9 protein-coding genes, 5 tRNA genes and 1 pseudogene are annotated in these 13,621 nt (G+C 73.5%); 9 read left to right on the forward strand and 6 right to left on the reverse strand.

The window, feature by feature from the left end:
- The first annotated feature begins 197 nt into the window (after window positions 1-197).
- From ACIA6C_RS24760 to ACIA6C_RS24795, 8 genes are all read left to right on the forward strand, one after another.
- Complete coding sequence (locus ACIA6C_RS24760; protein WP_399278999.1) at window positions 198-1,283, forward strand: methionine ABC transporter ATP-binding protein; 1,086 nt, start codon at window positions 198-200, stop codon at window positions 1,281-1,283.
- Window positions 1,280-1,948, forward strand: a complete 669-nt coding sequence (locus tag ACIA6C_RS24765; protein ID WP_361133532.1) for a methionine ABC transporter permease — start codon at window positions 1,280-1,282, stop codon at window positions 1,946-1,948. Before ACIA6C_RS24760 ends, ACIA6C_RS24765 begins: the two co-directional genes overlap by 4 nt.
- Window positions 1,949-2,065: 117 nt before the next feature.
- Window positions 2,066-2,929: a MetQ/NlpA family ABC transporter substrate-binding protein gene (locus ACIA6C_RS24770; protein ID WP_399279001.1), complete on the forward strand. Its 864-nt coding sequence runs from the start codon at window positions 2,066-2,068 to the stop codon at window positions 2,927-2,929.
- A gap of 179 nt (window positions 2,930-3,108) precedes the next feature.
- Window positions 3,109-3,813 carry a GNAT family N-acetyltransferase gene (locus ACIA6C_RS24775; RefSeq protein WP_399279003.1) on the forward strand — a complete coding sequence of 235 codons (705 nt, stop codon included), beginning with the start codon at window positions 3,109-3,111 and terminating at the stop codon, window positions 3,811-3,813.
- 88 nt (window positions 3,814-3,901) lie between these two features.
- Window positions 3,902-5,134: a precorrin-6y C5,15-methyltransferase (decarboxylating) subunit CbiE gene (gene cbiE / locus ACIA6C_RS24780; RefSeq protein WP_399279005.1), complete on the forward strand. Its 1,233-nt coding sequence runs from the start codon at window positions 3,902-3,904 to the stop codon at window positions 5,132-5,134.
- A gap of 229 nt (window positions 5,135-5,363) precedes the next feature.
- Entirely contained in the window at window positions 5,364-8,561 is a 3,198-nt protein-coding gene (gene cobT, locus ACIA6C_RS24785; protein ID WP_399279007.1) for a nicotinate-nucleotide--dimethylbenzimidazole phosphoribosyltransferase, read from the forward strand.
- A gap of 220 nt (window positions 8,562-8,781) precedes the next feature.
- The gene (cobA, locus tag ACIA6C_RS24790; RefSeq protein ID WP_399279009.1) at window positions 8,782-9,993 is read left to right on the forward strand and encodes a uroporphyrinogen-III C-methyltransferase; all 1,212 of its coding nucleotides are present in this window, start codon (window positions 8,782-8,784) and stop codon (window positions 9,991-9,993) included.
- A 61-nt stretch (window positions 9,994-10,054) separates the two neighbouring features.
- Window positions 10,055-10,876 carry an RNA methyltransferase gene (locus tag ACIA6C_RS24795; RefSeq protein WP_361133550.1) on the forward strand — a complete coding sequence of 274 codons (822 nt, stop codon included), beginning with the start codon at window positions 10,055-10,057 and terminating at the stop codon, window positions 10,874-10,876.
- 30 nt (window positions 10,877-10,906) lie between these two features.
- Here ACIA6C_RS24795 and ACIA6C_RS24800 read toward each other — a convergent pair.
- Window positions 10,907-12,088 (reverse strand): annotated as a pseudogene (locus ACIA6C_RS24800) (serine/threonine-protein kinase); the annotation flags it as partial.
- Window positions 12,089-12,634: 546 nt separating this feature from the next.
- Here ACIA6C_RS24800 and ACIA6C_RS24805 point away from each other — a divergent pair.
- Window positions 12,635-12,820: a hypothetical protein gene (locus ACIA6C_RS24805; RefSeq protein WP_361133556.1), complete on the forward strand. Its 186-nt coding sequence runs from the start codon at window positions 12,635-12,637 to the stop codon at window positions 12,818-12,820.
- A gap of 267 nt (window positions 12,821-13,087) precedes the next feature.
- On the opposite strand, the gene ACIA6C_RS24810 is transcribed toward ACIA6C_RS24805, so the two are convergent.
- From ACIA6C_RS24810 to ACIA6C_RS24830, 5 genes are all read right to left on the reverse strand, one after another.
- A tRNA-Val gene (locus tag ACIA6C_RS24810) sits at window positions 13,088-13,162 on the reverse strand.
- A gap of 50 nt (window positions 13,163-13,212) precedes the next feature.
- Window positions 13,213-13,284: transfer RNA gene (locus ACIA6C_RS24815), tRNA-Val, on the reverse strand.
- A gap of 20 nt (window positions 13,285-13,304) precedes the next feature.
- Window positions 13,305-13,376: transfer RNA gene (locus ACIA6C_RS24820), tRNA-Val, on the reverse strand.
- A gap of 1 nt (window position 13,377) precedes the next feature.
- A tRNA-Cys gene (locus tag ACIA6C_RS24825) sits at window positions 13,378-13,451 on the reverse strand.
- Between the two features lie 38 nt (window positions 13,452-13,489).
- Window positions 13,490-13,562: transfer RNA gene (locus tag ACIA6C_RS24830), tRNA-Gly, on the reverse strand.
- Between the last annotated feature and the right edge of the window lie 59 nt (window positions 13,563-13,621).

Raw genomic sequence — 13,621 nt, forward strand, 5'->3', positions numbered from 1 at the left:
CCTTCCCCGCAGTCTCGCGCCCCGAAGCGAGACCGGCCGAGCCCCGTGGACACCACCGTGTGACACCCGGAAACGCTCCCGCCCCGCGCATGCGCCCGCCTCACCCTTTTGTGACGGTGCGACCCGTATCGCGTGCCAGATGTTTGCCCCGTGCCGGCACCCCGCTGCGCCGCGCACTCGACAGCGACGGAAATCCTGTGATCACCACATCGGGCCTCACGAAGGTCTACCAGTCCCGTGGCCGCGAGGTCACCGCCCTGGACGGCGTCGACCTCCATGTAAGGGAGGGAGAGGTGTACGGCGTCATCGGCCAGAGCGGCGCCGGCAAGTCCTCCCTCATCCGCTGCGTGAACCTGCTGGAGCGCCCCACCAGCGGCACGGTGACCGTCGACGGCGTCGACCTCACCGCGCTCGCCGGCCGCGGCCGCCGCGCGGGCAAGGAGTTGCGCCAGGCCCGCAGCCGCATCGGCATGGTCTTCCAGCACTTCAACCTGCTGTCCTCGCGCACCGTCCAGGGCAACATCGAGCTGCCCCTGGAGATCCTCGGCGTCTCCGGCCGCGAACGCTCCCGCAAGGCCGCCGAGCTCCTCGACCTCGTCGGCCTCGCCGACAAGGCGAAGGCCTACCCCGGCCAGCTCTCCGGCGGCCAGAAGCAGCGCGTCGGCATCGCCCGCGCCCTGGCCGGCGACCCCAAGGTGCTCCTCTCCGACGAGGCCACCAGCGCGCTCGACCCCGAGACCACCCGCTCCATCCTCCAGCTGCTGCGCGACCTCAACCGCCAGCTCGGCCTGACCGTGCTGCTGATCACGCACGAGATGGACGTGGTCAAGGCCGTCTGCGACTCGGCCGCGCTGATGAAGGGCGGCCGGATCATCGAGTCCGGCACCGTCCCGGAACTGCTGGCCACCCCCGGCTCACAGCTCGCCGGCGAACTCTTCCCCGTCAGCGGCGCCGCCACCGGCCCCGACCGCACGGTCATCGACGTCACCTTCCACGGCGAGGCCGCGACCCGGCCGGTCATCTCCCAGCTCGCCCGGACGTACAACATCGACATCTCGATCCTGGGCGCGGCGATGGACACCGTCGCGGGCAAGCAGGTCGGCCGGATGCGCATCGAGCTGCCCGGCCGCTACGAGGAGAACGTCGTCCCGGTCGGCTTCCTGCGCGAGCAGGGCCTCCAGGTCGACGTGGTCGAAGAGGACGCCGATCCGGCCCAGGACGTGGACGAAGACGTGATCGCTGACGCGGAGCTCGCCGAGCTCGTCAAGGACGGTGCCAAGTGACCTGGTCGGAAATGCAGCCCCTGCTCACCCAGGGCACCTACGACACCCTCTACATGGTGCTGTGGTCGACGCTGGTCACCGTCGCAGGCGGACTGCCCATCGGCATCCTGCTCGTCCTCACCGACCGCGGCGGCCTGCTCCAGAACCAGCCGCTCAACAAGGCGCTCGGCGTGATCGTGAACATAGGCCGCTCGCTGCCGTTCATCATCCTGCTGATCGCCCTGATCCCGGTCACCACCGCCGTCGTCGGCACCTTCATCGGCCCCACCGCCATGATCGTTCCGCTCGCCATCGGCGCCGTCCCCTTCTTCGCCCGGCTCGTCGAGACGGCCGTCCGCGAGGTGGACCACGGCCTCGTCGAAGCCGTCGAGTCCATGGGCGGCGGTATCCCGACCCTGGTCGGCAAGGTCCTGCTGCCGCAGGCCCTGCCCTCCCTGATCGCCGGCGTCACCACCACCGTCATCACCCTCGTCGGCTACTCGGCGATGGCGGGCGCGGTCGGCGGCGAGGGGCTCGGCTCCAAGGCCATCACCTACGGCTTCCAGCGCTTCGAGACCGGCTTCATGGTCGCCACCGTCGTCGTCCTGATCGCACTCGTCACGGTGATCCAGCTGATCGGCGACGGCGTCGTACGCCTCCTCGCCCGCCGCGGCCGCACCGCCTGAACCGCGACGGCCCCACAGACCCACCCCCAAGAGAGCCCGCACTTGTCGTGCTTGGGCCACCACCCCGCAAGACCTGCGCACGATCCGCGCACTTGCAAGCAATGAAAGGCACTCTTCGTGCGTCAGAACATCAAGCTCACCGCCTTCGCCGCCGCCTCCGCCGCGCTCGCCCTCGGCCTCACCGCCTGCGGCAGCTCCTCGGACCCGTCCTCCACCAAGGCCGACGGCGGCAAGACCGACGCGAGCAAGCCGCTCGTCATCGCGGCATCCCCGAGCCCCCACGCCGACATCCTGAACTTCGTCAAGGACAAGCTGGCGGCCAAGGACGGGCTGAAGCTGGAGGTGAAGGAGTTCACCGACTACGTCCTGCCCAACACCGCCACCGAGCAGGGCCAGGTCGACGGCAACTACTTCCAGCACAAGCCGTACCTCGACGACTTCAACAAGAAGAACGGCACCCACATCGTGCCCGTCGTCAACGTGCACCTGGAGCCCCTCGGCCTCTACTCCAAGAAGGTCAAGGCCATCGGTGACATCAAGGCCGGCCAGACGATCGCCGTCCCCAACGACACCACCAACGAGGGCCGCGCGCTCCAGCTGCTCGCCGCCAACAACCTGATCACCCTCAAGGAGGGTGTCGGCACCGGCGCCAAGCTGTCCGACATCACCGACAAGAAGGGCCTGGAGTTCAAGGAGCTGGAGGCCGCCACGGTCCCGCGCGCCCTGAACGACGTCGACGCCGCCGTCATCAACGGCAACTACGCCCTGGAAGCCAAGCTCGCGCCCGCCAAGGACGCCCTGATCCTGGAGAAGGCCGAGGGCAACCCCTACGCCAACTTCCTCGCGGTCAAGGACGGCAACCAGAACGACCCGCGCATCCAGAAGCTCGCCAAGCTCCTGAACTCCGACGAGGTCAAGAAGTTCATCGAGGACAAGTACCAGGGCTCGGTCACCCCGGCCTTCGGCGCCCCCGCGGCCTGAGCCGCCGGGGTCTTCGGCCCCGCCCGCCCACACCGGGCGGGCGGGGCCGGCGCCTGCCCGCATCCGGGCAGCCCGGCCCTGCACATCACCCTTCCGATGCTGCATGCTGTGGCCTACGACCCGCACGAACGGTCCTCCCGCACCACGGTCGCACCACGGTCTCAGGCATGGAGCTGCGCATGACTACCACCTTCCCGGACGTCACCATCAGCACGGACCGGCTGGTGCTGCGCCCCTTCGAGGAAGAGGACGTCACCGCGCTCGCCGAGATGATGAACGACGAGCAGGTCATCGCCTGGACCTCCGCCCCCCACCCCTACACCCGGGCCGACGCCCACGACTGGGCCACCCGCCGCTCGCACGCCGAACGCACCGAGGGGCGCGGCATCGTCCTCGCCGTCACCGAGTTCCTCACCCACCGCCTCGTCGGCGCCGTGCACCTGCGCAACACCGACTGGCGCACCCGCACCACCGAGGTCGGCTACCTCACCGCCCCCTGGGCCCGCGGCGAGGGCTACGCCAGCGAGTCCGTCCTCGCGGTCGCCCAGTGGCTCTTCAGCGACCGGCACTTCGAGCGCCTCGAACTGCGCACCGCCGCCGACAACGCCGCCTCCCAGCAAGTGGCCCAGAAGATCGGCTGCATCAGCGAGGGCGTCCTGCGCAACGCCTGCATAGTGCGCACCCAGACCGCGGACGGCAGCTGGACCGAGACCCGCAGCGACCTCATCGTGTGGGGCCTGGTCCCCGAGGACCTCGACGACACCGACGACTACGACGAGTACCCCGGACACGGCGAGCGGTACGAGTTCCGGGAGCGGGCCGACGTGGGCGGCCACACCGCCGGCGCCGACCGGCGGCGGTCCTGGGCGCCGGAGGCGCTGTGAACCGATGACCAGGTAGTCTCACCGTGCCCGCCCTGCCCGCCCTGCCCGGCGAAGCTCCGCCTCCCCCCACCCCAGGAGACTGACGACGATGGCCGACCGGGTCACGGTGATCGGCTGGGACGGCTCCGCGCTGACCGCGGCCGCCCGGTCCGCGCTCTCGGCCGCCACCCTGGTGGCCGGCGCCGCCCACCACCTCGCCCTGCCCGAGGTGCCGCCCGCCGCCGAGCGCATCCGCCTCGGCAGCGTCGGACTCGCCGCCCGCCGGATCGCCGGCCACCGCGGCACCGCCGTCGTCTTCGCCGACGGCGACCCCGGCTTCTTCGGAGTCGTACGCACCCTGCGCGCACCCGAGTACGGCCTCGAAGTCGAAGTGGTCCCCGCCGTCTCCTCCGTCGCCGCCGCCTTCGCCCGCGCCGGGATGCCCTGGGACGACGCCCAGGTGGTCGTCGCCCACCCCCGCACCCTGCGCCGCGCCGTCAACGTCTGCCGGGCCCACCCCAAGGTCGCCGTCCTCACCTCGCCCGGCGCGGGCCCCGCCGAACTCGCCCTGCTCCTCGGCCCGGTCCACCGCACCTTCGTCATCTGCGAGGAACTGGGCACCGCCGGCGAACGGGTCACCGTCCTCACCTCCGACAAGGCAGCCGACCACAGCTGGCGCGACCCCAACGTCGTCATCGTCATCGGGGGCCAGGTCTCCGCCGCGGCCGAACCGGCCTGGCTGCTCGGCCAGAACGCGGCCCGCACCACCGGACGCGGCTGGGCCCGGCCGCAGCCCGGCACCGGAGAAGGCGAGTCGGCCACGCTGCGCGCCGCACAGCTGGCCCGCCTCGGCCCCCGCCCCGGCGACCTCGTCTGGGACATCGGCGCCGGCTCCGGCGCACTCGCCGTGGACGCCGCCGCGTTCGGCGCCGCCGTCATCGCGGTCGACGCCGACCCGGGCGCCTGCGCACGCGTAACGGCCCTCGCCCGCACGCGCGGAGTGCAGATCCAGGTCGTCGCCGGACGCGCGCCCCTGGTACTCGAAGACCTGCCCGAACCCGACGTCGTACGCGTCGGCGCCGGGGGAGCGCCGGTGGTCTCCGCCGTCGCCGACCGCCGGCCCGAACGGATCGTCAGCCACGCCTCCACCCGCGACGAGGCGGAGGCCATCGGCCGCGCCCTCACCGAACACGGGTACGCCGTCGAATGCGCGCTCCTCCAGTCCGTCGGACTCGACCCCCGCACCTGGGACGAACAGGACCGTTCCGTCGTGTTCCTCCTGGCAGCCGAACGGCCCCGAACTGCCCCGGCAGGCCCCGGCTCCGGCCCCGGGGTAGGCTGACCGATCGTCGTACCGCCCCGGGCAGGACCGGACGTGGCGCAGTCCACAGCGGACCGTGCCGGTTTATGGCCCACACGGCGGCTGACGAGCGCGACAATGCTCAGTAGTTGTTGTGCAGGCGCACCCGAGGCGAACGCGGCTCACGGCAACCCCGCACGGCAACTCCGCGCGGCGGCCCTGTGGGCGACCGGGCGATCGAAGAGGCAACACCGATGGGCGAGGGGTACGCATGACTGACACCGGCCAGGTCCCGGGCGAGGGTCACCCGGACAACGCGGGCATGGTGGATCAGCAGGGCATCCCCGCTCAGGTCCCGCCCCATCCCCCCGTCCCCCCGCAGGCCCCGGCGGGCTACGCCTTCCAGGACCTCGTGGACGACTCCGCCGAGGGGGAGGACGAGGAACTCCTGCTGATGCCGAGCGGCCAGGGCGCCTGGAGCGACCCGCAGCCCGTCCCGCCGGCTCCCGTCTTCCCGGTCGAACCGCAGCAGGGGTTCCCCGAGTACCCGCAGCCGCTCTACACGGAGGAGACCGGCGGCGTCTACGCCGAGGCCCCGTACGCGCAGACCCCGTTCGAGACCCCCGCCGCGGACAACGGCTACCCCGGCCTCCCGGAGACCGCTCACCCCGCGCCCGCGCAGCCCGAGCCCGCCTACAGCGCCGGCGCGCACGAGGCGGGCGGCCGGGACTCCGGCGCGCTCGACCTCGGCGGCCTCGTGGTCCCGCCGCCGGCCGCGGCACAGGCGGCCCCCGTCGCCACGGCCCGGCGCCCGCTGCACATGGGCCCGGCCGTACCGGAGGCCGGTGGGCTCGTACGGTCCCTCGCGGACCGGGGCCCCGCCACCGCCCCGGCGGCGGCCGCGCCGGTGACGCCCATCCCCGCGCGCCGGTCCGGTCCGCCCACCACGGGCCCGGAGTACCTGGACGTCCCGCAGCCGGAGGAAGCCCCCGAGGCCGCCGCGGCCCCGGCCGTACCGCAGCAGGCCGAGACCCCGCCGCAGACCGGCACGCCGTGGACGGCGGAGCCGGTGGCGGGGGCCGCCGCCCCTGAGGCCGTCGCCGTCGCCGAGGCGGAGCCCGCGCCCGCCGTGGAGCCCGCCGCCGCCGTGGAGCCCGCCCCCGTGGCCGAGCCCGTGGTGGAGCCGGCCGTGGAGCCGGCCGCCGCAGTGGAGCCCGCGCCGGAGCACGTCGCCGTGTCCGAGCCGCAGCCGCAGCCCGGCCCGGAGCACGCCGCGGTGTCCGAACCGCAGCCGCAGCCCGCGCCGGAGCCCACGGCCCCGCTCGAACCGGTCGCCGAACCGGAGCCGGTCGCCGCCGAGGCGGAGCCCGCGCCCGCCGCTGAGCCCGCGCAGGCGGAAGCCGTCCACGAGGCTCAGCCCGAGCCGCAGCCCGAGCCGGCCCAGGCCCCCGCGGAACCCGCCCCGGTAGCCGAGGCCCCCGCCGCGGAACCCGCCCCGGCCGCCGCCGGGGCACCTGAGCCCCCCGTCGCCGAGGAGGCCGCCCCGGCCGAGCCGGCCGCGGTCCCCGCCGAGGCCGCGCCCGCGCCCGTGGCGGAGCCCGCCGTCGAGCCGGAGGCGCAGGTCCCCGCGGAGGCGCCCGCCGAGCCCCTCCCGGCCGTGGACGAAGCCCCCGCGCCCGCCGGGGCCCCGGAACTGCCCGAGGGCCCCGAGGTCCTGGCGCCCGCCGCCGCGCCGGGCGAACCGGCCCCCGCCTACGCCGAGGCCGACCGCGAGGCCATCCAGCGCGTCATGCGTGAGCGGCGCGACATCCGCAAGGGCTTCCGCCCCGACCCGATCCCGCACGACGTCCTGCTCCGGGTCCTGGAAGCCGCGCACACCGCGCCCAGCGTCGGCCACTCCCAGCCCTGGGACTTCGTCGTCATCCGTTCGGCCGAGACCCGCCGGACCATGCACGAGCTCGCCCAGCGCCAGCGCGAGGCCTACGCCAAGTCGCTGCCCAAGGGCAGGGCGAAGCAGTTCAAGGAACTCAAGATCGAGGCCATCCTCGACACCCCGGTGAACATCGTCGTCACCGCCGACCCCACCCGCGGCGGCCGCCACACCCTCGGCCGGCACACCCAGCCGCAGATGGCCCCGTACTCCTCGGCCCTCGCCGTCGAGAACCTCTGGCTCGCCGCCCGCGCCGAAGGCATCGGCGTCGGCTGGGTCAGCTTCTTCGACGAGCGCGAGATGGTCCGCGAGCTCGGCCTGCCCGAGCACCTCGAAGTCGTCGCGTACCTGTGCGTCGGCTACGTCGACGAGTTCCCGGAGGAGCCCGAGCTGGCGCAGGCCGGCTGGTCGCAGCGCCGGCCGCTGGCCTGGGTCGTGCACGAGGAGACGTACGGGCGCCGCGCGCTGCCCGGCGAGGAGCCGCACGACCTGCTCTCCGAGACCGTCGCCCAGATCCGCCCGCTCGACGCGAAGGCGCTCGGCGAGGCCTGGGAGCGGCAGAAGCGCATGACGAAGCCGGCGGGCGCGCTCGGCATGCTGGAGATCATCTCCGCCCAGCTGGCGGGCCTGTCCCGGGTATGCCCGCCGCCGATCCCGGAGCCCGCCGCCGTCGCGATCTTCGCCGGTGACCACGGGGTGCACGCCCAGGGCGTCACCCCCTGGCCCCAGGAGGTCACCACCCAGATGGTGGCCAACTTCCTGGGCGGCGGAGCCGTGTGCAACGCGTTCGCCAACCAGGTGGGCGCCGAGGTCTGCGTGATCGACGTCGGCGTCGCCGGGGACCTCCCGGCCACGCCCGGACTCCTGCCCCGCAAGGTCCGCCCCGGCACGGCCGACCTCTCCACCGGCCCGGCGATGACCCGCGAAGAGGCCGTACAGGCCATCGAGGTGGGCATCGAGACCGCCCGCGATCTGGTCGCGGCGGGCAACAAGGCCCTGCTCACGGGCGAGATGGGCATCGCGAACACCACGGTGTCGGCCGCGCTGATCTCCGTGTTCACCGGAGTGGACCCCGCCGAGGTCACCGGCCGCGGTACGGGCATCAACGACGAGACGCACGCCCGCAAGGTCGAGGTCGTCCGCCGCGCCCTGGAACTCCACCAGCCGGACCCGGCGGACCCGATCGGCGTCCTCGCGGCCATCGGCGGCCTGGAGCACGCGGCGATCGTGGGCCTCCTACTGGGCGGCGCGTCCCTGCGCACCCCGGTGATCCTGGACGGCGTCAGCGCCGGCGCGGCCGCGCTCGTGGCCCGGGCCATCGCCCCCGAGTCCCTTTCGGCGTGCATCGCGGGCCACCGCAGCGCGGAGCCGGGGCACGTGGCGGCCCTGAACAAGCTCGGTCTGCGGCCGCTGGTGGACCTGGACCTCCGCCTCGGCGAGGGCACCGGAGCGCTGCTGGCGCTGCCGCTGGTGCAGAGCGCGGCCCGCGCGATGCACGAGGTCGCCACCTTCGACTCGGCCGGCGTCACCGAGAAGTAGCCGCCCGAACCGCTGCGCGAAGCCCCGCCCCGCCCCTTGCGGAACCGGGGCTCCGCCCCGGACTCCGCGCCTCGATCGCCGGCGGGGCCGGGTTCTGCCGCGCAGATCCCGGCCCGCGCAGCGGCGGACGCCACGGGTCGTATCGTGGACCCGCACACCCCGACCAGCCGCTCCAGCGCAGCAGCGGCAGACACACCGCCGTATCAGGAGCCGCACCGCCATGGCCGAACACCCCGCGTACCCCGTCGGTCTGCGCCTCGCCGGCCGCCGCGTCGTCGTCATCGGCGGCGGCCAGGTCGCCCAGCGCCGCCTGCCCGCGCTGATCGCGGCCGGGGCCGACGTCCTGCTCGTCTCGCCCTCGGCCACCCCCTCCGTGGACGCCATGGCCGAGACCGGCGAGATCCGCTGGGAGCGCCGCCGCTACGAGGACGGCGACCTGGCCGGCGCCTGGTACGCCCTCATCGCCACCCGGGACCGCGAGGCCAACGACCGCGCCTCCGCCGAGGCCGAGAGCAACCGCGTGTGGTGCGTACGGGCCGACGACGCCGAGGCGGCCACCGCCTGGACCCCGGCCACCGGGCGCGTCGAGGGGGTCACCGTCGCGGTCCTGAGCGGCAACGACCCCCGCCGCTCCGCCGCGGTGCGCGACGCCGTCGTCGAGGGGCTGCGCGACGGCTCCCTCACCGCGGCCCGCACCCGCACCCCCGGCGTCGCCCTCGTCGGCGGCGGCCCCGGCGACCCCGACCTGATCACCGTCCGCGGCCGGCGCCTGCTCGCCGAGGCGGACGTCGTCATCGCCGACCGGCTCGGCCCGCGCGACCTCCTCGACGAACTCCCGCCGCACGTAGAGGTCATCGACGCGGCGAAGATCCCGTACGGCCGTTTCATGGCCCAGGAGGCCATCAACAACGCCCTCATCGAGCACGCCAAGGCCGGCAAGGCCGTGGTCCGGCTCAAGGGCGGCGACCCGTACGTCTTCGGTCGCGGCATGGAGGAGCTCCAGGCCCTCGCCGAAGCCGGAATCCCCTGCACCGTCGTGCCCGGCATCTCCAGCTCCATCTCGGTGCCCGGCGCGGCCGGCATCCCGGTCACGCACCGGGGCGTCGCCCACGAGTTCACCGTCGTCAGCGGCCACGTCGGCCCCGACGACCCGCGGTCCCTCGTGGACTGGGCCTCCCTCGCCAAGCTGACCGGCACCCTCGTCATCCTGATGGGCGTGGACAAGATCGGCCTGATCGCCGACGCGCTGGTCCGCCACGGCCGGCCCTCCGACACCCCCGTCGCCGTCGTCCAGGAAGGCACCACCGCGACCCAGCGCCGCGTGGACGCCACCTTGGCCACGGTCGGGGAGACGGTGCGCGCGCAGGAGGTCCGCCCGCCGGCCGTCATCGTCATCGGCGCGGTCGTCGCCGTCAACGCCCCCAAGGCCTGACCACCTCCGCCGGCCTGACCGGGCCGTTGGCACCACACCCAGGACAAGGCAGTATCACCCTGTGGCTGATCTCATCACCGTCGAAGACCCCGACGACCCGCGCCTGCGCGACTACACGGGCCTGACCGACGTCGAACTGCGGCGCAGGCGCGAGCCCGCCGAAGGGCTCTTCATCGCCGAGGGCGAGAAGGTCATCCGCCGCGCCAAGGACGCCGGCTACGAGATGCGTTCGATGCTGCTGTCCGCGAAGTGGGTCGACGTCATGCGCGACGTCATCGACGAACTCCCGGCCCCCGTCTACGCCGTCACGCCCGAGCTCGCCGAACGGGTCACCGGCTACCACGTGCACCGCGGCGCCCTCGCGTCGATGCAGCGCAAGCCCCTTCCGGCGCCGGACGAACTGCTGGCCGACGAGTCCGAGGGCCGCCGCATCGGCGTCTTCGAGGGCTTCGTGGACCACGCCAACCTGGGCGCCGCGTTCCGCAGCGCGGCGGCGCTCGGCATCAGCGCGATACTGCTCTCCCCTGACTGCGCGGACCCCCTGTACCGGCGCGCGATCAAGGTCTCGATGGGCTCGGTCTTCTCCGTCCCCTACGCGCGCCTCGACCAGTGGCCGGCCGACCTGGAGAAGGTCCGTGAGGCCGGCTACCGGATCCTCGCCATGACGCCCAGCCCCAAGGCGACCCCCCTGGACCAGGTCCCGCCGGAGCGCTTCGAACGCTCGGCGATCATGCTGGGCTCCGAGGGCCACGGCCTGTCGACGTACGCGCTGCGGGCCGCCGACGAGTGGGTCCGCATCCCCATGGCGGAGGGCATCGACTCCCTCAACGTGGCCGCGGCCTCGGCGGTGGCCTTCTACGCGACCCGGCCGCCGTCGGCGTAGGCCCGCTCCGGGGCCGCGCCCCGGCCCTCAGAGCTTCTGCGCGGCGGCGATGCCCAGGGCGACGATCAGGGTGACCACGACGAACACGATCAGCCGCTGCCGCATCAGCTTCGGATCGGGCCGGGAAGGCCGGCGGCCCGTGCCGGTCGTCCGGGGCGCCGGGCGGCCGCCCGTACGCCCGGCGGTGGAGCCGGGGTTGCGGGGCGACGAGGGGCGCGACTGGGAGCCGCTGTGCGGGCCCTGCGGCCTCGGGGTGGCGCCGCCCGCGCCGCCTCCCCCTCCCGTACGCCGCTCCGTGTGCTGTTCGGTGTACTGCTCCGCCAGCCGGCCCGTGGGCCGCTCGGTACGGGCGCGCTGAGCCGGCGGCCGCACCTCGCCCAGCCCGTGGGCCTCGCGGGCCGCGATCTCCTTGAGCCGCATCGACAGCTGGAGCGTGCTCGGCCGGTCCTCGGGGTCTTTGGCCAGGCAGGCCCGTACGAGGGGCGCGAGGGCGTCCGGGACCCCCTGCAAGTGGGGCTCCTCGTGCACCACGCGGTAGAGCATGACCTCGGAACTGCCGTGCCCGAAGGGCGAGTCGGCGGTCGCCGCGTAGGCGAGGGTGGCGCCGAGGGCGAACACGTCGGTCGCGGGGGTGACGGCAGCGCCGCGCACCTGTTCGGGGGCGAGGAAGCCGGGGGAGCCGACCGCCGTGCCCACATGGGTGAGGGTGCTGGCCCCGGTCGCCCAGGCGATCCCGAAGTCGATGATCCGCGGGCCCTTGGGGGAGAGCAGGATGTTCGAGGGCTTGAGGTCGCGGTGGACGACCCCGGCCTCGTGGACGGCCACCAGGCCCTCCGACAGCGCGGCCCCGATCGCGGCGATCTGAGCGGCCGTCAGCGGGCCCTCCTCGGCCACCTTGTCGTGCAGGGACGGGCCGGGCACGTACTGGGTCGCGAACCACGGCCGCTCGGCCTCCAGATCGGCGGCGACCAGCCGGGCCGTGCAGCCCCCGCGGATCCGGCGCGCGGCGGACACCTCGCGCGCGAAGCGCGAGCGGAACTCCTGGTCCTCCGCCAGGTCCGGCCGGATCACCTTCAGCGCCACCCGTTGCCCGCGCCGGTCGGACCCCAGGTAGACGACGCCCATGCCGCCGGCCCCGAGCCGCCGGTGCAGCCTGAACGAGCCGACGACACGCGGGTCCTCGCGCCGGAGCCGCATCATCGCCATGTCCACCCCGCTGCCCGGTCGTCCTGTTGACGTGCCACAGCTTACGGACCATCCGGCATGTGCGCTCAGAGGCCGCGCCCTCGCCGGGGCAATCGATCGTCAGTACGGGGCACGCCACTTGAGGGTGGCTCAGATGGTCCGACGGGTTTTCTGGCGCCCCCACCGCAGACCTCCAAACGGCCCCCGCACCAAGGCGATTGGCCCCGCGGACGGTATCCGCGGCGGTCTCCGGGCGCACGGCCGGCCCGGCGGCCGCCACTGCGCGCGCGCACACCTCGTAGGAAGACACGCGTGTGCGGGGAGTGACGGAAGTGAGCGAAGTCACTACCCTCCGGTCATCCCTTCCGGGGAGACCCCCATACCGGGGGAGTGATCTCCACCCTGGGGAGTACACGGGAGGGCGGTCCCTCATCCTCCCGGAGGCCCGGCAATGGGTACGAGGGCATGAGGCCAGGGCCCCCGGGCCCGCCTAGTGTTGGGAACAAGCGGCGGGCGGCACACTCGTCCCCCGAGGTCACGAGCCCGCCGCTGCCAGACGACAGGGAGAGGACCATGGCGGACTCCGCACGGCAGGGGCGCAAGGCATTCGCGTTCAACAGCCACGAGTCCGGTACGCGCCACCCGCTGGTGGCCGCGGCCATGGTGCTCCCCCTGGCCGTCCTCCTGCTCTTCGTCTTCGGAGGCTTCGAGCAGGTGGCGGCACAGGCGTCGTCCGTGGGCGCGGTGCTGGGGCGCTGAGCGGCGCTCCAGGCCCGGAAGAGCGGTCCGGGCCGGGACATCGCCCTGTCGTACCCCGTGGGGACGGGGGCGCGACGGACGGCAGGTGAAGGGTGCTGCCCGTACGACTGGGGAGTCGGACGGGCAGCACCCTTTTTCACGCCCGCCCCTGTTCGCGCCCGCCCCTTTTCCGCGCCCGCTCGTGCGGCGAGACGTCCGCTTCCTCGCGCACGGCGCCGGGCGCAACGCGAAAAGCCCCGACCGTGGATACGGCCGGGGCTTTCCCGGTGGTGCGCGATACTGGGATTGAACCAGTGACCTCTTCCGTGTCAGGGAAGCGCTCTCCCGCTGAGCTAATCGCGCGGGATCACGGCTCGAAAGCCGCAGGTGGAGCAGGTGTTACCGGTGCTGCGTGCGCGATACTGGGATTGAACCAGTGACCTCTTCCGTGTCAGGGAAGCGCTCTCCCGCTGAGCTAATCGCGCGGGTGGTCCTCGCGGACCAGTGGACGATACTGGGATTGAACCAGTGACCTCTTCCGTGTCAGGGAAGCGCTCTCCCGCTGAGCTAATCGTCCTTGGAGGTGGAGACGGGATTTGAACCCGTGTAGACGGCTTTGCAGGCCGTTGCCTCGCCTCTCGGCCACTCCACCAGGAGCTGCGGGGGTTCTCGGGAAGACCCCCCACTTCGAGCGGACGACGAGACTCGAACTCGCGACATCCACCTTGGCAAGGTGGTGCTCTACCAACTGAGCTACGTCCGCAGGTCGCCGTGCTCGCTCCGGGGTGTTCCCCTTCGCTCCCTGGCGACGTGTTGAACTCT

Origin of the sequence: Streptomyces sp. NPDC051578 (assembly GCF_044454045.1) — a bacterium.
Classification (GTDB): domain Bacteria; phylum Actinomycetota; class Actinomycetes; order Streptomycetales; family Streptomycetaceae; genus Streptomyces.

Excerpts from the sequence above, each read along its gene's own strand:
- ACIA6C_RS24775 (WP_399279003.1), top strand. The coding sequence starts at position 3,109 with ATGACTACCACCTTCCCGGACGTCACCATCAGCACGGACCGGCTGGTG.
- cbiE (WP_399279005.1), top strand. The coding sequence starts at position 3,902 with ATGGCCGACCGGGTCACGGTGATCGGCTGGGACGGCTCCGCGCTGACC.
- cobT (WP_399279007.1), top strand. The coding sequence starts at position 5,364 with ATGACTGACACCGGCCAGGTCCCGGGCGAGGGTCACCCGGACAACGCG.
- cobA (WP_399279009.1), top strand. The coding sequence starts at position 8,782 with ATGGCCGAACACCCCGCGTACCCCGTCGGTCTGCGCCTCGCCGGCCGC.
- ACIA6C_RS24805 (WP_361133556.1), top strand. The coding sequence starts at position 12,635 with ATGGCGGACTCCGCACGGCAGGGGCGCAAGGCATTCGCGTTCAACAGC.